Annotated in this window: 21 protein-coding genes; 12 read left to right on the forward strand and 9 right to left on the reverse strand. The window is 69.9% G+C overall.

All coding sequences use genetic code 11. The annotated features are described in order from the left end of the window. Positions 1-11: 11 nt before the first annotated feature. Genes paaC through paaE form a run of 3 tightly spaced genes read left to right on the forward strand, consistent with a single transcriptional unit; the run spans position 12 to position 2,307 of the window. Positions 12-734 carry a 1,2-phenylacetyl-CoA epoxidase subunit PaaC gene (gene paaC / locus ASD66_RS09280; RefSeq protein WP_082599424.1) on the forward strand — a complete coding sequence of 241 codons (723 nt, stop codon included), beginning with the start codon at positions 12-14 and terminating at the stop codon, positions 732-734. Then, positions 731-1,249, forward strand: a complete 519-nt coding sequence (gene paaD / locus ASD66_RS09285) for a 1,2-phenylacetyl-CoA epoxidase subunit PaaD (protein WP_235530024.1) — start codon at positions 731-733, stop codon at positions 1,247-1,249. Before paaC ends, paaD begins: the two co-directional genes overlap by 4 nt. Continuing rightward, entirely contained in the window at positions 1,249-2,307 is a 1,059-nt protein-coding gene (gene paaE / locus ASD66_RS09290; RefSeq protein WP_056676504.1) for a 1,2-phenylacetyl-CoA epoxidase subunit PaaE, read from the forward strand. Before paaD ends, paaE begins: the two co-directional genes overlap by 1 nt. On the opposite strand, the gene ASD66_RS09295 is transcribed toward paaE, so the two are convergent. Together ASD66_RS09295 and ASD66_RS09300 are read right to left on the reverse strand one after the other, a co-directional pair. Next, entirely contained in the window at positions 2,295-3,137 is an 843-nt protein-coding gene (locus ASD66_RS09295) for a hypothetical protein (RefSeq protein WP_056890778.1), read from the reverse strand. The two genes, paaE and ASD66_RS09295, sit on opposite strands and share 13 nt — an antisense overlap. A gap of 7 nt (positions 3,138-3,144) precedes the next feature. Beyond that, positions 3,145-3,735 (reverse strand): DUF3043 domain-containing protein, encoded by a 591-nt coding sequence (locus tag ASD66_RS09300; RefSeq protein ID WP_056676510.1) that lies wholly within the window; start codon positions 3,733-3,735, stop codon positions 3,145-3,147. 162 nt (positions 3,736-3,897) lie between these two features. On the opposite strand from ASD66_RS09300, the gene ASD66_RS09305 reads away from it, so the two are divergent. The 6 genes from ASD66_RS09305 (at position 3,898) to ASD66_RS09330 (ending at position 8,744) form a co-directional block, all read left to right on the forward strand. Next, positions 3,898-4,683, forward strand: a complete 786-nt coding sequence (locus tag ASD66_RS09305; RefSeq protein ID WP_056676513.1) for a PspA/IM30 family protein — start codon at positions 3,898-3,900, stop codon at positions 4,681-4,683. Continuing rightward, on the forward strand, positions 4,680-4,958 hold the full coding sequence (gene pspAA / locus ASD66_RS09310) for a PspA-associated protein PspAA (protein WP_056676517.1): 279 nt from the start codon (positions 4,680-4,682) through the stop codon (positions 4,956-4,958). The genes ASD66_RS09305 and pspAA overlap by 4 nt, the downstream gene beginning before the upstream one ends. A gap of 10 nt (positions 4,959-4,968) precedes the next feature. Further along, the gene (gene htpX, locus ASD66_RS09315; RefSeq protein ID WP_082563511.1) at positions 4,969-5,904 is read left to right on the forward strand and encodes a zinc metalloprotease HtpX; all 936 of its coding nucleotides are present in this window, start codon (positions 4,969-4,971) and stop codon (positions 5,902-5,904) included. Between the two features lies 1 nt (position 5,905). Beyond that, positions 5,906-6,502, forward strand: a complete 597-nt coding sequence (gene pspAB / locus ASD66_RS09320; protein WP_056890779.1) for a PspA-associated protein PspAB — start codon at positions 5,906-5,908, stop codon at positions 6,500-6,502. Positions 6,503-6,688: 186 nt separating this feature from the next. Then, positions 6,689-7,177 (forward strand): NfeD family protein, encoded by a 489-nt coding sequence (locus tag ASD66_RS09325; protein ID WP_057294609.1) that lies wholly within the window; start codon positions 6,689-6,691, stop codon positions 7,175-7,177. A gap of 34 nt (positions 7,178-7,211) precedes the next feature. Then, a complete protein-coding gene (locus ASD66_RS09330; RefSeq protein WP_056676525.1) occupies positions 7,212-8,744 on the forward strand; it encodes a flotillin family protein in 1,533 nt (510 codons plus the stop codon). Between the two features lie 77 nt (positions 8,745-8,821). Here ASD66_RS09330 and ASD66_RS09335 read toward each other — a convergent pair whose 3' ends face one another. Genes ASD66_RS09335 through ASD66_RS09345 form a run of 3 tightly spaced genes read right to left on the reverse strand, consistent with a single transcriptional unit; the run spans position 8,822 to position 11,298 of the window. Further along, entirely contained in the window at positions 8,822-9,169 is a 348-nt protein-coding gene (locus ASD66_RS09335) for a zinc ribbon domain-containing protein YjdM (protein ID WP_056676530.1), read from the reverse strand. A gap of 7 nt (positions 9,170-9,176) precedes the next feature. Further along, the gene (nadA, locus tag ASD66_RS09340; protein WP_056676532.1) at positions 9,177-10,349 is read right to left on the reverse strand and encodes a quinolinate synthase NadA; all 1,173 of its coding nucleotides are present in this window, start codon (positions 10,347-10,349) and stop codon (positions 9,177-9,179) included. Between the two features lie 49 nt (positions 10,350-10,398). Beyond that, positions 10,399-11,298, reverse strand: coding sequence for a GNAT family N-acetyltransferase (locus ASD66_RS09345; RefSeq protein ID WP_056676535.1), 900 nt, complete (start codon positions 11,296-11,298; stop codon positions 10,399-10,401). A 99-nt stretch (positions 11,299-11,397) separates the two neighbouring features. On the opposite strand from ASD66_RS09345, the gene ASD66_RS09350 reads away from it, so the two are divergent. Next, positions 11,398-12,483 (forward strand): glycerate kinase, encoded by a 1,086-nt coding sequence (locus ASD66_RS09350; protein WP_056890780.1) that lies wholly within the window; start codon positions 11,398-11,400, stop codon positions 12,481-12,483. 24 nt (positions 12,484-12,507) lie between these two features. Here ASD66_RS09350 and ASD66_RS09355 read toward each other — a convergent pair whose 3' ends face one another. Continuing rightward, positions 12,508-13,014, reverse strand: coding sequence for a hypothetical protein (locus tag ASD66_RS09355; RefSeq protein ID WP_156388619.1), 507 nt, complete (start codon positions 13,012-13,014; stop codon positions 12,508-12,510). Between the two features lie 445 nt (positions 13,015-13,459). On the opposite strand from ASD66_RS09355, the gene ASD66_RS09360 reads away from it, so the two are divergent. After that, entirely contained in the window at positions 13,460-13,822 is a 363-nt protein-coding gene (locus ASD66_RS09360; RefSeq protein WP_056676544.1) for a HesB/IscA family protein, read from the forward strand. A gap of 182 nt (positions 13,823-14,004) precedes the next feature. Here the strand turns inward: ASD66_RS09360 and ASD66_RS09365 are convergent, their stop codons facing one another. Beyond that, a complete protein-coding gene (locus tag ASD66_RS09365) occupies positions 14,005-14,223 on the reverse strand; it encodes a hypothetical protein (protein ID WP_056890782.1) in 219 nt (72 codons plus the stop codon). 64 nt (positions 14,224-14,287) lie between these two features. Between ASD66_RS09365 and ASD66_RS09370 the strand changes: the two genes are divergently transcribed. Beyond that, entirely contained in the window at positions 14,288-15,274 is a 987-nt protein-coding gene (locus ASD66_RS09370; protein ID WP_056891414.1) for a carbohydrate kinase family protein, read from the forward strand. A 40-nt stretch (positions 15,275-15,314) separates the two neighbouring features. Here the strand turns inward: ASD66_RS09370 and ASD66_RS09375 are convergent, their stop codons facing one another. Then, positions 15,315-15,563, reverse strand: coding sequence for a sulfurtransferase TusA family protein (locus tag ASD66_RS09375; protein WP_082563512.1), 249 nt, complete (start codon positions 15,561-15,563; stop codon positions 15,315-15,317). Continuing rightward, positions 15,560-16,678, reverse strand: a complete 1,119-nt coding sequence (locus ASD66_RS09380; protein WP_056890783.1) for a cysteine desulfurase family protein — start codon at positions 16,676-16,678, stop codon at positions 15,560-15,562. The genes ASD66_RS09375 and ASD66_RS09380 overlap by 4 nt, the downstream gene beginning before the upstream one ends. Between the last annotated feature and the right edge of the window lie 107 nt (positions 16,679-16,785).

Genomic DNA, 16,785 nt, shown 5'->3' on the forward strand with positions numbered 1-16,785 from the left:
ACACGGACTACGTGCTGGCCCTCGCCGACGACGCGCTCATCTCCTCCCAGCGCCTCGGGTGGTGGATCAGCCGTGCGCCGCAGCTCGAGGAGGACGTGGCGATGGCCAACATCGGGCTCGACCAGCTCGGCCAGGCACGTGCGCTGCTGTCCCTCGCCGGTGCCGCGACCGGCCGCAGCGAGGACGACCTGGCCTACCTCCGCAACGAGCGCGACTTCCGCAACGTGTGCCTCGTCGAGCGCGAGCAGGCCGACTTCGGGGTGGCGATGGCACGGATGCTGGTCTTCAGCACCTGGCAGCACGAGCTCTACTCCGCACTCTCCGGCAGCTCCGACGCGATGCTGGCCGCCATCTCGGCCAAGGCCGTCAAGGAGACCGCCTACCACGTCGACCACGCCACCCACTGGGTGCTGCGGCTCGGCGACGGCACCGACGAGTCGCATGCGCGGATGCAGGCCGCCGTCGACGCCGAGTGGCCGTGGCGCGCCGAGCTGTTCGAGACGGAGTTCCTCGACGACTCACTGGTGGCCGACGGCGTGGCCGTCGATCCCTCCGGGCTGCAAGGACCGGTCGAACAACGCCTGGAGGCAGTGCTCCACCAGGCCACATTGAACGTGCCGGACACGACGTCGGCATACAGCAAGGGGCGGCTCGGGCGCCACACCGAGGCCATGGGATATCTCCTGGCCGAGATGCAACACCTCCACCGCTCGCACCCGGGAGTCAACTGGTGATCACCGCACACACGCAGCACACCGCACACGGAGCTCTTCTCGACCGCCCGCACGGCCGTGCCTGGGCGATCGCCGCCGCCGTCCCCGATCCAGAGCTCCCGGTCGTGACGATCGCCGACCTCGGCATCCTCCGCGACGTGACCGAGCACGACCAAGGGTCGGTGCACGTCCGCATCACCCCGACGTACTCCGGCTGTCCGGCCATGGAGACGATCCGCGAGGACATCGTCGCCGCTCTGACAGGAGCCGGGTTCCTGCACGTCGACGTCGAGTTCGTCCTCGCGCCCGCCTGGACCACCGACTGGATGACCGCCGACGGCCGCCGCAAGCTCGCCGACCACGGCATCGCCCCGCCCGGCCCGCGTGACGTGGTGGGCCTGACCCTGTCCGTGCGCTGCCCGCAGTGCGGCAGCCCGCGGACCCGCGAGAGCAGCCGCTTCGGCTCGACCTCCTGCAAGTCCTTGTGGGTCTGCTCCGAGTGCCGCGAGCCGTTCGACCACTTCAAGGCGATCTGATGCCGGCGCACGCCTCGTTCCATCCCCTGAAGGTGGCGGCCCTCGAGCCGCTGACCGACGATTCGGTCTCGCTCACCTTCGAGGTGCCGGACGAGCTGCGTGACGCCTACACCTGGCTTCCCGGGCAGCACCTCACGATCAACTGCGAGGACGGCGTTCGCCGCAGCTACTCGATCTGTACGTCGCCCTCCACCGGCACGTTGAAGGTCGGCATCAAGCGGCTCGCCGACGGTGCCTTCTCGGGCGCCGTGCTCGACCGGCTGCAGGTGGGCGACACCCTCGAGGTGATGACCCCGGCCGGCCGGTTCACCCCGGCGGGCAGCGACGAGCCACGCACCTACGCGGCGATCGCGGCCGGCTCGGGCATCACCCCGGTGCTCTCGATCGTGACAGCCCTGCTGGAGTCTGAGCCGGGCGCCGCGGTCACGCTGGTCTACGCCAACCGCGACCACCGCTCGGTGATGTTCCTCGACGAGATCCACGACCTCAAGGACCGTTTCCTGACCCGCTTCCGTGTGGTGCACGTGCTCTCCCGCGAGGAGCAGGAGGTCGAGCTGCTCTCCGGCCGGCTCGACGCCGATCGCCTGCACCGGCTGCTCGACCGGGTCGTGCCCGCCAAGGAGGTCGACGAGTGGTTCCTCTGCGGGCCGCACGCGATGGTCACCGAGCTGCGCGACGAGCTCGCGAGAGCAGGCGCCGAGACGGTGCACACCGAGCTCTTCCATGCCGACCCCGTGCCGCGCTCGCGTGCCGCGGAGGAGTCCTCCGGCACCGGTGAGACGTCGCGGGTGACGGTGCGCCTCGACGGTCGCAGCTCGACGTTCGACCTCGCCGGGGGCGGAGTGCCCGTGCTGGAGGCGGCGTTGAAGGTGCGCTCCGATGCGCCGTTCGCGTGCCGCGGGGGAGTCTGCGGCACCTGCCGCGCCAAGGTCGTCACCGGCACGGTGACCATGGACACCAACTGGGCGCTGGAGCAGGACGAGGTCGACCGGGGCTACGTGCTGACCTGCCAGTCGCACCCCACCTCGCCCGAGCTGGTCCTCGACTACGACGCCTGAGCCGCCTGGCCGACCATCGGCACCCGGCCCGGATGGGCCAATGCGACCGCACCGCCGATCGCGAGCGCGAACCCGGCGGCGACCGCCGGCCACCAGCCGGGTCGTACGCCGTCACCGAGCAACGCCACGCCGACCAGGGCCGGCACCAGCGTCTCGGACACGATCAGGGCCGCCGTCGACGTCGTCACGGCCACGCCTTCGAGTGAGACCGAGTAGAGCCAGAACGCGACCGCGCCGAGGGTGGGCACCGCCAGGGCGACCGTGATCACCTCGGGCGAGATCGACCCGGTGACGCCGCGGACGGCGATCGCCGAGCCGGCGTACCCGCCACCGGCAACGAGGCCGAGCAGCACCATGCGCGTGTGTCCGCCGCGGCGCAGGAGCCACAGCCCGACAGCCGTGCAGGCCACGACCATGGCCCAGGAGACTCCGGGAAGGAGCCAGCCGCTGGTCGTCTCGCCCGGTGCGCCGGCGCCCGCGGCCACCACTCCGATGCCGACGGTGACCGCCGCGACCGCGCCCCAGCCGAACGCTCCGAGCGGCTCGTGCAGCCGGTGCGCGGAGATGATCGCGGTGACCGGCATCGACAGCGAGATGGTGGCCTGCGCCAGGTAGAGGGGCAGCGTCCAGATGGCCACGGCGTGCAGCACGAACCCGGCCAGATACGCCACGATCACCAGCAACAGCAGGGGAGTGGTCAGGGCCATGCCCACGAATGCGACGGCCGACCGGGTCTCGGCCTCGTGGTCGCGCACGGCCATCGCCTGCCAGACCGCGGCCACGCCGAAGAGCGCAGCCGAGACCAGGGCGGCAGTGAGGCCGATCGCCACCTCGAGCTCAGCTGTAGTGCTCGGGGAGGGCCTGCCCGATCTTCACCTGCGGCTTGGGGAGCCGAAGGAAGCGCATGTTGACCGACCGCATCACGGCGTACCAGGTGACGCCCTTGAGCGACTCGTCGGGGAACCGCTCGACCACCTGCTTGCGGACCCGGTGGCGCATCCAGAGGATGTCGAGGACGACCAGCACCAGCGTGGTGAACCACAGCGAGTTGGCCAGGGCCATGCCCCCGGAGCCGAAGAGGCCGTAGCCCATGATCATGATGATGATCAGCATCGGCGCCAGGAGCTCGGAGAACCCGATGCGGGAGTCGACGAAGTCGCGGATGAACCGCTTCACCGGTCCGCGGTCGCGCGGGGGCAGGTTCTTCTCGTCGCCGGACCTCAGCGCTGCGCGCACGTTGCGGCTGGACTCGACGCGGAGCTCGCGCTGGCGACGGGCCTGGGCCTTGCGGTCCTTGGGGAGCTTGGCCCGCGCCCGGGCGGCCGCCTCTGCCTCCTTGCGCGTGGGAGTGGGACGGCCCTTGGAGCCGGGACGGGACTCGGGCGACTCGGGGGAGTCGGGCGAGTCCTTGGAGCTACGACGGAACAACGGGGCTGCCTTCGGCGAGTGGTTTGCGGTGACCTGCCCAGACTACCGGCACCCCGTCCCTCGCCCACGCTTGTGTTTGGGCCTAGGGTTGAGCGGAAAGCACTCGACCATCACCGTCAGGTCGCCCCAGGCGACGAGCAGACCCAGAGGGGGCCGCATCCGATGAGCCTTTGGAAGCGTTTCACGTTGATCTTCCGATCCAAGGCCAACAGCGCACTCGACCGCGCCGAGGACCCGCGCCAGACGCTGGACTACAGCTACCAGCGCCAGCTCGAGCTCCTCTCCAAGGTGCGCCGAGGTGTCGCCGACGTGGCCACCAGCCGCAAGCGTGTCGAGCTGCAGGTCAACCAGCTCGAGCAGCAGCAGGCCAAGCTCCAGACCCAGGCGCAGAAGTCCCTCGACATGGGTCGCGAGGACCTCGCCCGCGAGGCGCTGACCCGCAAGTCGGCCCTCAACGGCCAGATCACCGACCTCAAGACGCAGCACGCCAACCTCCAGGGCGAGGAGGAGAAGCTGACGCTCGCGCAGCAGCGGCTCCAGGCCAAGATCGAGTCCTTCCGCACCCGCAAGGAGACGATCAAGGCCAACTACACCGCTGCCGAGGCCCAGACCAAGATCAACGAGGCACTCTCCGGCATCGGTGAGGAGATGGGCGACGTCGGCATGGCGATCCAGCGTGCCGAGGACAAGACGGCCAACATGCAGGCCCGCGCCGGCGCGATCGACGAGCTCATCGCCAGCGGTGCCCTCGACGACGTGTCCAACCCGGGCGGCAACGACGACATCGCCCGCGAGCTCGACGCGATGAGCTCGCAGGCCGACGTCGAGTCCGAGCTCGCCGCGCTCAAGGGTGGCGGTGCTCCACAGGCCATCGACGCTCCCGACCAGGGTGCGATCCTCGAGCCCGAGACGCAGAAGGTCGAAGGCACCAACGAGGCGCAGTCATGATCGTCCGCATCCTGGGTGAGGGCCAGTACGACGTCTCCGACAACGCCGTCGACCGCCTCAACGCGCTCGACGCCCAGGTCGAGGCCGCGGTCGAGGCCGACGACACCGACGCGTTCACGGCTGCGCTCGCCGAGCTGTTGGGCGTCGTACGCACGGTCGGCGTCCCTCACGACGCGGAGGCGATCGACGTCTCCGACGTGGTGCTCCCGCCGGCCGACGCCACCCTCGAGGAAGTGCGCGAGCAGCTCTCCGACGACGGCTTGATCCCCGGCTGAGAAGACTCCCGTGGCGCACTCTCGTTTCATCAAGGACCGTGGTCTCACCGCACGGATGACCCTGACCATGTTCCTGCTCGGTGCCCTGTTCGTGGCGTTCATGGTCACGCTGATGGCGGTGGCCGGAGGTTCGGGCAACTCCGGCCTGATCCCGATCATCGGCATCGTGGGCCTCGGCATCGCGTTCTACCAGTGGTGGAGCTCGGACAAGGTGGCGATGCGGGCGATGCGGGCCCGTGAGGTCTCTCCCGAGGAGGCCCCGGAGCTGCACGGCATGATCGACCGGCTCTGTGCCATGGCCGACATGCCCAAGCCCCGGGTCGGGATCGCCGACATGGACATCCCCAACGCCTTCGCGACCGGACGCTCACCCAACCGGTCGGTCGTGTGCGTCACCACGGGCATCCTGCGCACGCTCAACGCCGAAGAGCTCGAGGGTGTCCTCGCCCACGAGCTCTCCCACGTGGCCCACCGCGACGTGCTGGTGATGACCGTGGCCTCGTCCGCGGGCATCGTGGCCGGCATGCTCACCCAGTCCGCCCAGTACGGCGGACTGTCGCTCCTCGGCGGCCGGGGTCGCAACAACAACAACGGCGCGCTGCCGGCGTACCTCATCGCGCTGGTGGTCAGCCTGGTCGTCTACGCGGTCAGCTTCGTGCTGACCCGCATGCTCTCCCGCTATCGCGAGCTGTGTGCGGACCGTGCCGGCGCCTACCTGACCATGAAGCCGGCCGCGCTGGCCTCGGCGCTGCAGAAGATCACCGGCGAGATGTCCGCCATCCCGCAGAAGGACCTGCGTTCCTCGAGCGCGATGAACGCGTTCTTCATCGCCCCGGCGATCAGCGGTGTGTCGCTCAAGACCCTGACCTCGACCCACCCGCCGCTCGAGCAGCGCCTCCAGCAGCTCGCCAAGATCCAGGCCGAGCTCGGCCGCCCGATGGGCTGACATGGGGCTCTGGAACTCGATCCTCGGTCGTTCGAAGACGACCAAGGCACAGCTCGACGCGCTGTTCATGGTGCCCTCGGCGGCGATCACCTTGCAGACCGCGGCCGGGCTCACTCCGACCGGCAGTGGCTCGGTCTGCTTCCGCGGGGCCACCGGTGCCGCGTTCGCGCAGACCCAGGCCGACATCGTCGCGCTGCTCAACGACAATCCCGATGCCCCCGACGTCGAGGTCACCCAGGACTCCTTCGGGTTCACCTGGCTGGTCGCCCAGCGCGACCCACAGGACACCGCCGGCCTGTGCACCGACCTGCACGCGGTGAACACCATCCTCGAGGAGCAGGGCTTCGGCAGCGGGCTGCTGTGCTCGCTGATCGCGTTCGCCGACGCCTCGGGCCGCAGGGCCGGCCTGGTCTACCTCTACAAGCAGGGCACGTTCTACCCGTTCGCTCCCGAGCCGGGCTCTGGTGGCGACGGCTCGGGCCAGCAGCGGCGCGACAACCTGCTCGAGATCCAGATCCGCGACCAGCTCGCCGCCGAGCTGCCGATGGAGAAGGACCTCCAGCGCTGGCTCGCCGTCTGGGGCGCCCCCGGCCTCTAGCCGCACAACCGCATCAACAACCCACGGTTCGCGCATCAAGAACCCACGGTTCGCGGACCTTGATGCGCGAACCGTGGGTTCTTGCGCTTCGAACCGTGGATCGTTGCGCCGTTCTGACCGATGTCGTCCGCGAACTGACCCGGCCCACTAGGGTTACGCCCACATCAACGGGGAAAGGTGGACCGCGTGATCGCGTTCCTTCTCATCGGTGCCGTCGGCATCGCGCTCTTGCTGTTCTCGCTGATCGTCGGCGACCTCCTCGACGGGCTGCTCGACTTCGGGGGTGACCTGTTCTCGGGTGCCGCGATGGCGGGGTTCCTGGGTGCCTTCGGGTTCGGGGGAGCCATCTCCTACGCGCAGAGCGACAACATGGGCCTCTCCATCGGCGTCGGCCTGGTGGCCGGTCTCGTCGTCGGAGCCGGCGCCGGTTGGGCGTCGTACCAGCTGAAGCAGGGCGGCGACGAGGCGAACGTCCGCACGGGTGACCTCACCGGCCAGCCGGCCACGGTCATCAGCGCGATCCCCGAGAACGGGTACGGCGAGGTGAGCATCGTGGCGTCGGGCCACATCACCAAGCTCAACGCCCGCTCGGAGGCCCCACTGGCAGCAGGTACGCCGGTCACGATCACGGCAGTCCTCTCCGCCACCTCGGTGCTCGTCGAGCGCCGGGGCTGAACACCACCACTCCACCCGAGCCAGGAGCTCCTGTATGTCCCCGATCCTGCTTGCCGTCGTCGGCATCATCGTCCTCGTCGTCCTTCTGGGCGCCCTGATCACCACCCGCTACAAGGTGGCCGGCCCCAACGAGGCCTTCATCGTCACCGGTCGCAAGGGCAAGGCGGTGAAGAACCCCGAGACCGGCCAGGTCTCCACCGACCTGTCCGGCCAGAAGGTCGTGATGGGTGGCGGTGTCTTCGTGATCCCGTTCGTGCAGAAGGCACACACCCTCGACCTCTCGTCGCGTCGCCTTTTCGTGCAGATCAAGGGCGCCATCTCGGGGCAGGGCGTCAAGCTCAACCTCGAGGGCGTTGCGATCGTCAAGGTCGGTGGCAACGAGGACTCCATCCGTGCCGCGGCCCAGCGCTTCCTCACCCAGCAGCAGGAGATCGAGACCTTCACGCAGGAGACCCTCGCCGGTTCGCTGCGCTCCATCGTCGGGTCCCTGTCGGTCGAGCAGATCATCCGCGACCGGGCCGCGTTCGCGCAGCGCGTCGCCGACGAGTCCGAGACCTCGCTGACCGGCCAGGGCCTGGTGCTCGACACGTTCCAGATCCAGGACATCACCGACGACGGCTCCTACCTCGCCGACCTCGGTCGGCCCGAGGCCGCCAAGCTGAACCAGGTCGCCTCCATCGCCGAGGCCGAGGCCCGCCAGGCTGCCGAGCAGGCCAGGCTGGCCGCCGAGCAGGAGATCGCCATCGCCCAGCGCCAGCTGGCCCTCCAGACCGCCGAGATCAAGGCCGAGACCGACGCCGCCAGTGCCCAGGCCGCGGCCGCCGGCCCGTTGGCCCAAGCCGATCGCGACCAGGCGATCCTCGCCGAGCAGGAGAAGGTCGCCGTCCGCCAGGCCGCCCTGAAGGAGCGCCAGCTCGACACCGAGGTCCGCAAGCCCGCCGACGCCGAGCGCTACCGCGTGGAGACCGAGGCCGAGGGTCGTCGCAACTCCCAGGTCTTCGACGCCGACGCCGCCAAGGTCGCCGCGATCGCCAAGGCCGAGGCAGAGGCCGAGCGCGACCGCCTGACGGGTGTCGGTGAGAAGTCGCGGCGTGAGGCACTGGCCGAGGCCGAGGCCATCGAGGGTGCCAAGCGCGGTGAGGCCGAGAAGGCCCGCCGTATCGCCGAGGCCGATGCACTCCGCGCCGAAGGTGACGCCCAGGCCGCATCGACCCTCGCGATCGGCAACGCCGAGGCCGAGGCGATGAACAAGAAGGCCGAGGCGTTCGCGCAGTACAACGACGCGGCCGTCCTGCAGATGCTGATGGAGATCCTGCCCAAGGTCGCGCACGAGGTCGCCGCGCCGATGGCCGCGATCGACAAGCTGACCGTGATCTCCACCGACGGCGCCGGCGAGCTGCCCAAGCAGGTCACCAACAACATCTTCCAGACCATGGAGCTGTTGAAGAACACCACCGGTGTCGACCTGCAGAACATGCTCGAAGGGTTCGCCGATCGCGGTGCCGGCCTCCGCGCCGAGCGCAACGGTGGGCCCGGCCAGGCCGTCGTACCCGCCGACGAGGCCTGATCCCGCATCACTGACGCACTCGGTCCCGGTTGCCTCCTGGCGGCCGGGACCCGGTGCGTCGTACGTCGGGGAGCGGGTCAGCCCTTCTTGACCACGCTGGACTTCAACTGCATCGGCCCGAAGCCGTCGACCTTGCAGTCGATGTCGTGGTCGCCGACCCCTTGCACGAGGCGGATGTTCTTGACCTTGGTCCCGACCTTGATCGAGGTGGATGAGCCCTTGACCTTGAGGTCACGGATGACGGTGACGGTGTCGCCGTCGGCCAGGGGTGTGCCGTTGGCGTCCTTGATCACTGCGGCCTCGGCCTCGGCGGCTGCTTCCTCGGGCGACCACTCGTGGGCGCACTCAGGGCACACCATGAGGCTGCCGAGCTCGTAGGTGTACTCCGAGGCGCACTTCGGGCAGGGAGGAAGGGAGCCGCTCATCTCGCCCTCAGTCGCGGTGTGACTTGCCGGGCAGGTCGAGCATGCGCTGGAGCGCGATGTCGGCCAGTCGTGCCGTCTCGGCCTCGACCTCGATGACGTTGACCTCGTTGCCGGCGACCAGCGACTCGAGCGCCCACACCAGGTGGGGGAGGTCGATGCGGTTCATCGTCGAGCAGAAGCACACGGTCTTCTCGAGGAACGCGATCTTCTTGTCGGGGTGGGCGTCGGCCAGGCGCTTGACCAGGTTCAGCTCGGTGCCGATCGCCCAGCTCGAACCGGCAGGCGCCGCCTCGATGGTCTTGATGATGAACTCCGTGGACCCGACGAGGTCAGCCTTGGTGACCACTTCGTACTTGCACTCGGGGTGCACCAGGATCTTGACGTCCGGGTCCTTGGCGCGCAGCTCGTCGACGACCTCGGGGCTGAACCGGCCGTGGACCGAGCAGTGGCCCTTCCAGAGGATCATCTTCGCGTTCTGGAGCTCTTCGGCGGTCAGGCCGCCGTTGGGCTTGAAGGGGTTCCACACGACGCACTGCTCGAGCGGGATGCCGAGCTTGAGGACGGCGGTGTTGCGGCCGAGGTGCTGGTCGGGGAAGAACAGCACCTTCGCGTCGGGCTTCTGCTCGAAGGCCCAGTCGAGTGCCACATCGGCGTTGCTCGACGTACAGACGGCGCCGCCGAACTTGCCGCAGAACGCCTTGATGTCGGCGCTGGAGTTCATGTAGGTGATCGGCACGACCTGGTCCTGGACACCGGCGTCGGCCAGCGCGTCCCAGGCGTCCTCGACCTGGCCGAGGCGCGCCATGTCGGCCATGGAGCAGCCGGCGGCGAGGTCGGGCAGGATCACCTTCTGGTTCGGCGCGGTGAGGATGTCGGCGGACTCGGCCATGAAGTGCACGCCGCAGAAGACGATGTGCTCGGCCTCCGGCCGCGCGGCCGCGTCGCGGGCCAGCTTGAACGAGTCGCCGGTGACGTCGGCGAACTCGATGACCTCGTCGCGCTGGTAGTGGTGGCCCAGGATGAAGACCTTGTTCCCGAGCGCTTCCTTGGCGGCACGGGCGCGTGCGACCAGATCGGGGTCGGAGGCCGCCGGCAGGTCGCCCGGGCATTCGACGCCCCGCTCGGAGGAGAGGTCCTTGCCCATGCCCAGCGGCAGGAGGGGCAACTCGACTGTGCTCATGCGGCAATCCTATGCCCCGGCCCTGAGCTCGGACGCACCGATCTCAGCCTCACAGCAGGGAGCCGTGGTGCAGGTACGGCGAGGGTGGCTTCATGCCCCGCACCATCAGATAGCCGCGGTGATGGATCGACAGGCGCGCGGCGAGCCCGACGTCGAGTGCCCAGTGGTTCGCCGAGGTGATGTGCCCGATCTCGAGCGTGGCGCCGGGCGGTGACGAGGCGAGCGCCTCCCACATCAGGTCCGAGGCGGTACGGCGATTGGTCGCGGCGAGCAGGACCGGCGCACCGTTCGGGTCGACGTAGGCGTAGCCCGAGCCGGTGGTTCGCTCGGTCACGACGAGGCGGAAGTCGTCGGTGAGGTACTCGTGGTCGGGGCCGTGCGCGGCACCGCGGGTCTGCCGGTCGATGGAGTCGAGCAGGTCCCGGTCGCCGATCGAGCCCTCGCGCACCCGCTCGATCACCGGCAGGACCGAACGGTCGACCTCGCCGTGCAACAACATCTGGGAGTGCATCTCGAACCCGGCCACGCGGTAGCGCCTCAGCGCCTTCGGGTCGTCAGAGGCCGCGAGCATGCCGCGCAGGCAACCGTTGCCGTGCTGCAGCGCCGCGGCCAGGAGTTGCGCTCCGATGCCCCGTCCCTGCAACCCCGGCCGGACGACGTACGACGACAGGATCCACATCAGCTCGCGGGTGAACGAGGTGGCGAACCCGACGACGTCGTCTCCGTGGGTGGCCACCCAACAGCCGGCCGGGTCGGTCTCGAGCAGGTGCCGGGTGCGTTGCACCCAGCGCGACCCGCGGTCCGGGGCACGCAGTTGCGGGTCCGGCCAGCCGCGCGGGTAGGTCTCGAGGTCGAGCGCGTGGAAGCCCTCGGCCGACAGGCGCTCGACGACGGGGACGTCGTCGTACCGGAGCGGCCTGATCAGGACGTCCTGCGAACTGGCTGGCATGGGGACCACTCTGCAGGACATCGGGCCGGACGTCCTGCGTCGGGGTTGCCGGGGCAGCCGGGGTGCAGGACGTTGCGGGGGACCGGCAGGATGAGGTGCATGCGCGTGCTCATCGCCCCCGACAAGTTCGCCGGCACCCTCTCCGCCGTGGAGGCAGCCCAGGCGATCGCCAACGGCTGGCGTCGCCACGCACCCGACGACGAGCTCGACCTGTGCCCGATGGCCGACGGCGGCCCGGGCTTCGTCGACGTACTGCAGGCGTCGCTGAGTGGCGAGCTGCTCGCCGCGACCGTACGCGGCCCCTTCGGGGAGCCCACCCCGGCCACGCTCCTCGAGGTCGGCGGCACGGTGTACGTCGAGAGTGCCCACGCGTGCGGCCTCCACCTCATCGGTGACGGCGACGTCGAGAAGGCCAGCACGTACGGCGTCGGGGAGCTGCTGGCACGCGCCGTGGACGCGGGAGCCACCACGATCGTGGTCGGACTCGGTGGGAGCGGCACGAACGACGGCGGCGCCGGCCTGCTCGCCGCACTGGGTGCGTCGGCCGACGAGCCCCTCGACCAGGGCGTGCACGGCCTGGTCGGACTGACCCGGCTGGACCTGACCGGTGCGAAGGACCGCCTCGTCGGGGTCACCCTGGTCGCCGCTTCCGACGTCGACAGCCCGTTGACGGGTCTGTTCGGCGCGACCAAGACGTTCGGCCCCCAGAAGGGCCTCGCCGAGGACCGGCTGCCGGCGGTGGACGGGATCCTCGAGGAGTTCGCCGCCGTCGCCGACCGGCGCCTGGCCCTGGAGAAGGGCGCCGGCGCTGCCGGAGGGCTGGGCTACGCGCTGATGCTCCTCGGGGCGTCCCGCACGGCCGGGATCGGGCTCGTCGGGGACGCCGTCGACCTGGCCGCCCGCGCGGCCGCCGCCGACCTGGTGATCACTGGCGAGGGCGCCTTCGACTTCTCCAGCCGCTCGGGCAAGGTGCCGTACGGCGTCGCCGAGGTGGCCGCCCACGCCCTGAGGCCCTGCATCGCCCTCGCGGGACAGGTGCTGGTCGGCTCCCGCGAGATGCGCGCTCTGGGCGTGGAGTCGGCGTACTCGATGGTGGACCTGGTGGGGGAGGACAGGTCGTTCGCGGACCCCGCCGGGTCACTGGCCACGCTGGCCGAACGCACCGCCCGCACCTGGTCGCGGTGACGCCCTCCCGCCCGACGACAGGGGTCAGGTCGAGCTGTTCGGGCGAACGGACACCAGCCGGACGCTCTCCCGTCCGCCCCGGACGGTCTCCTCGTGCACCACACCCACCCCGCGTGCGTAGTACTTGCGCTCCACCAGCTTCGGCTCCAGGGGCGTGGTGTCGCGGGTGACCACCAGTGCGCCGTACGTCGCCGGGACCTGAGGGTGTCGGCCGTCCACACGGAGGACCTGACCACGGTCCTCGGCCTCACCGGCGTAGAACTCCTGGGCGTACTCGTCGCCGGGTTGCGGGTCCGCCGGCATCACGATGCCCGCCTGCGCCCCGTCGACCCCCGTCTCCCACGACCCCTCCTTGCTGGAGGTTCCGTCCTCGTACGCGGTGGTGTCCTCGCCGAAGTACCAGACGTTGCCGTCGACGTCCTGTGCGTACCAGTCCCACGTGTCCTCGAGGACCTCGCCGTCCAGGGTGCTCTCGACGTCGTGGACCACCACACAGCGCACCCCCTGCACGACTCGGGAGCGGTCCGTCACCGTCGTGACGATTCGTGTCTCCTCGTCGGGACTGCTGCTCCGGAACGTCCACACCGTCCCGGGCGTGAGTGGCAGGTAGGGTTGTCGACGCCCGTCACGAACGCCGCCGGGTCGACTCGGGTCAAGGGCGTGACGGGGAGTCCTGGGCGTTCACCAGGTGTGGCCGACGAATTGCCCGGGGCTTGTTCGGAGGAGTTGTCGTCCGAGCTCACCGGGTCAGAATGCGTGCCGCAGGCAGCGGCCACGAGGAGCGCGGCGCTGCCGGCGAGGGTTGCCGGAATCTTCATGACCCCATCCTGCGCCCTCGTTGCTGAAGCCAGGCTGAACGCGCAGCTCTCAGTTGCGGATCGCGTGACCTCATTCACGCTCTGGCGGAGTTCTGGGGAATAACCGCGGATGTGCGACCATTGCATGAGTAACACGCCACGAACTTTTGGGAGCTGAGATGACCGAGCAGGTCGAAACCGCCACCGAGCACCGCACCGACCAGATCAACCTGAGCCCGGTCGCCGCGTCCAAGGTCGAGTCCCTCCTCGCCCAGGAGGGCCGCGACGACCTCGCGCTGCGCATCTCCGTGCAGCCCGGCGGTTGCTCCGGACTGCGCTACCAGCTCTTCTTCGACGAGCGCACCCTCGACGGTGACGTCGTGACCGACTTCGACGGTGTCTCCGTCGTCGTCGACCGGATGAGCGTCCCCTACCTCAACGGTGCCGTGATCGACTTCGTCGACACCATCGAGAAGCAGGGCTTCACGATCGACAACCCCAACGCCACCGGCTCCTGCGCCTGCGGCGACTCGTTCCACTGAGCAAACCCGCGGTCGCCGGCTGAAGGGTCGGCGCCCGGCACCACGCAACACGTACGACGAAGCCCCTGCCGGAACCGGCAGGGGCTTCGTTGTGCCCAAGGGGCTTGACGAGCGCGCAAGAGGGAGGGACGCGCTCGTCGGAACGGACGCACAAGAGGGAGGGAGTGCGCCCGTTGGCTCGGTCAGCTCAGGTGCAGGTGCAGTGAACCTGCCAGGGCGGCGGCCTTGTCGGAGACCTGCCATGTGGTGGGCCTGTGCTCGGCGACGTGGCGGCCGGGCACCTGCGAGGTGCGGGTCGCCGGGAGGCGCAACTGGTCGCCGACGAGCTGGCAGTCGGCGTACATCTCGTGAGGGGTCGACGGGTCAGCGTACGGGAGTCGAAGGCTCGCGAACTGGCTCATGCAAACGACCATATTCGTTACCACGGGGTACACCCAGCTGTACCGACAGGTAGTGTTCGGCAGCATGTCGCTGCTCATCGCCGGATCCATCGCCACCGACCATCTGATGTCGTTCCCGGGGAGGTTCTCGGACTCCCTGGTTGTCGACCAGCTCGACAAGCTGAGCGTCTCGTTCCTCGTCGAGGACCTCGAGGTTCGCCGGGGAGGCTGCGCGGCAAACATCTGCTTCGGACTCGGCAACCTCGGCCTCAACCCGGTGCTCGTGGGCGCGGTCGGTGAGGACTTCGCCGACTACCGCGCCTGGCTCGAGCGGCACCAGGTCGACTGCGACTCGGTGCACGTCTCCGAGACCCGCCACACCGCACGTTTCGTCTGCACCAACGACTCCTCGCACGCCCAGATCGCCTCCTTCTACGCCGGCGCGATGAGCGAGTCACGCGAGATCGAGCTCAAGCCGATCGTCGACCGGGTCGGCGACCCCGACTACGTGCTGGTCGGCCCCGACGACCCGGAGGGCATGCTCCGCCACACCGACGAGTGCCGCACCCGCGGCTACCGCTTCGTGGCCGACCCGTCCCAGCAACTCGCCTTCGGTGAGGGCCCGCTGATCCGCCAGCTGATCGACGGCGCGCACATCCTATTCTCCAACGAGTACGAAGCCACCCTGATCACGCAGAAGACCGGTTGGTCGCGTGACGAGGTGCTCGAGCGGGTCGGCACCTGGGTGGTCACCCTCGGCGCCGAGGGCGTGCGCATCGACCAGCAGGGCGCCGAGTCGATCGAGGTCGCGGCCGTCCCCGAGATCGAGAAGGTCGAGCCCACCGGCGTCGGCGACGCGTTCCGTGCGGGATTCCTGGCTGCCCTGACCTGGGGGTTGAGCACCGAGCGGGCCGCGCAGCTGGGCTGCCTGCTGGCCGTCTATGTGGTCGAGCAGGTCGGCACGCAGGAGTACACCCTCTCCCGCGCTGACTTCCTCAAGCGCTGCGAGGACACCTACGGCGCCGAGGCGGTCAAGGACATCGACCCGCACCTGCAGACCCTGCACGCGTAGCGAAGACGCGTCAGCGGATTCGGTGAGGGAGGCACCTGCCTCAACTCACCCGTCGCACCACGTAGACCGGCGTGCCGTCGTCGGCGACCGACTCGCCGACGTACTCCTGCTGGCGCATGCGGCACCAGGCCGGTACGTCGACCCGGGCAGCGACGTCCGTGGCGATGACGGCCACGAGCTCGCCGACCTCGACCTCGGTGTGGTGTCGGGCGAGCTCGATGATCGGGGCCGGGCAGCGCATGCCGCGGCAGTCGAGCTCGAGGGCCCAGTCGTCCACCGACGAGGTCACAGGCCGGCCTCCGCCCTGATCGCGGCGACCACCTCGGGCAGCACGTCGAGGAAGGCGTCGACCTGCGTGCGGTCGACGTCCCGGGTCAGTGACACCCGGACGTTGCCGTGGGTGAGCACGCCCATCGCCGCCAGCACGTGACTGGGCTCGAGCGTCGAGGCGGTGCAGGCGGACCCGGAGGCCACACCGAAGCCACGTCGGTCCAGCTCGGTGACCAGGGCCTCGCCGTCGACGTACAGGCACGAGAACGTGACCAGGTGGGGGAGCCGGTGATCGGCGGAACCGACCACCTCGACGTCCGGCACGGTGGCTGCGACCCGGGTGCGAATCTCGTCGACCAGCGCGTGCTGGCGGGCGGCCAGGTCGTCGCGCTCGGCGGTCATCGCCTGCAGCGCGGCCGCGGCGGCCAGGGCGCCGGGCACGTTCTCGAAGCCGGTCGTGCGCTCGTCGATGCGGTCGTCGCCGGGGAACGGCTGGCGCCAGCGAGCGCCCTTGCGCACCACGAGGGCCCCGACCCCGGCCGGGCCTCCCCACTTGTGTGCCGAGACCGCCGCGGCCGCCCAGCCGTCGGGCAGCGCGACCCGGCCCGCGGCGGCACAGGCGTCCATGAACAGCGGGGTCTCGCGGGCTGCCTCGGCGACCTGCTCGACGGGCTGGATCGTGCCCACCTCGTGGTTGGCGGCCTGGAGGGCGACCAGGCCGAGCGGGCCGTCGGGGAGCTCGGTGGAGGACCGTCCTTCGCGGTCGACGGGGAGCTCGACGACCTCGCCCCCGCGGGCCGCGTGCCACTGCGCTGCGTGCACCACACTCGAGTGCTCGACGGCGCTGTGGGCGAGCACGGGGGACACCCGCGCCCGACCGGCGAGGAGGCCCAGCACTCCGAGGTGTACGGCGTGGGTGCCGCTCGGGGTGAACGTCACCTCGTCGGGTCGTACGCCGAGGCAGGCGGCGACCACCTCGCGGGCGTTGTCGAGCATGAGCCGCGCGTTGCGGGCCGGGCCGTGGAGGCGCCGCGGATCGGCGTACCCGTGTTCCAGGGCAGCCATCAGGGTGTCCCGGGCGGCGGGGTGCAGTGGTTCCGAGGACGCGGCATCGAGGTACGCGGAGCCGGTCACGGCTGGCTCGGGGCAGAGGCATATCTCACACCGGGAACTTACCTGCCGACCTGTCGCGCTAACGCCGTCAGGGTTCCGATAGTGTGCCAACTAACCGTTACGACTTA

This window comes from Nocardioides sp. Root151 (genome assembly GCF_001427925.1).
GTDB lineage: Bacteria > Actinomycetota > Actinomycetes > Propionibacteriales > Nocardioidaceae > Nocardioides.

What these genes read in the sequence shown, in the direction of transcription:
- paaE (WP_056676504.1), top strand. Translation starts at nt 1,249, where the DNA reads ATGCCGGCGCACGCCTCGTTCCATCCCCTGAAGGTGGCGGCCCTCGAG.
- ASD66_RS09305 (WP_056676513.1), top strand. Translation starts at nt 3,898, where the DNA reads ATGAGCCTTTGGAAGCGTTTCACGTTGATCTTCCGATCCAAGGCCAAC.
- pspAA (WP_056676517.1), top strand. Translation starts at nt 4,680, where the DNA reads ATGATCGTCCGCATCCTGGGTGAGGGCCAGTACGACGTCTCCGACAAC.
- pspAB (WP_056890779.1), top strand. Translation starts at nt 5,906, where the DNA reads ATGGGGCTCTGGAACTCGATCCTCGGTCGTTCGAAGACGACCAAGGCA.
- ASD66_RS09330 (WP_056676525.1), top strand. Translation starts at nt 7,212, where the DNA reads ATGTCCCCGATCCTGCTTGCCGTCGTCGGCATCATCGTCCTCGTCGTC.
- ASD66_RS09335 (WP_056676530.1), bottom strand. Translation starts at nt 9,169, where the DNA reads ATGAGCGGCTCCCTTCCTCCCTGCCCGAAGTGCGCCTCGGAGTACACC.
- nadA (WP_056676532.1), bottom strand. Translation starts at nt 10,349, where the DNA reads ATGAGCACAGTCGAGTTGCCCCTCCTGCCGCTGGGCATGGGCAAGGAC.
- ASD66_RS09345 (WP_056676535.1), bottom strand. Translation starts at nt 11,298, where the DNA reads ATGCCAGCCAGTTCGCAGGACGTCCTGATCAGGCCGCTCCGGTACGAC.
- ASD66_RS09350 (WP_056890780.1), top strand. Translation starts at nt 11,398, where the DNA reads ATGCGCGTGCTCATCGCCCCCGACAAGTTCGCCGGCACCCTCTCCGCC.
- ASD66_RS09360 (WP_056676544.1), top strand. Translation starts at nt 13,460, where the DNA reads ATGACCGAGCAGGTCGAAACCGCCACCGAGCACCGCACCGACCAGATC.
- ASD66_RS09365 (WP_056890782.1), bottom strand. Translation starts at nt 14,223, where the DNA reads ATGAGCCAGTTCGCGAGCCTTCGACTCCCGTACGCTGACCCGTCGACC.
- ASD66_RS09370 (WP_056891414.1), top strand. Translation starts at nt 14,288, where the DNA reads ATGTCGCTGCTCATCGCCGGATCCATCGCCACCGACCATCTGATGTCG.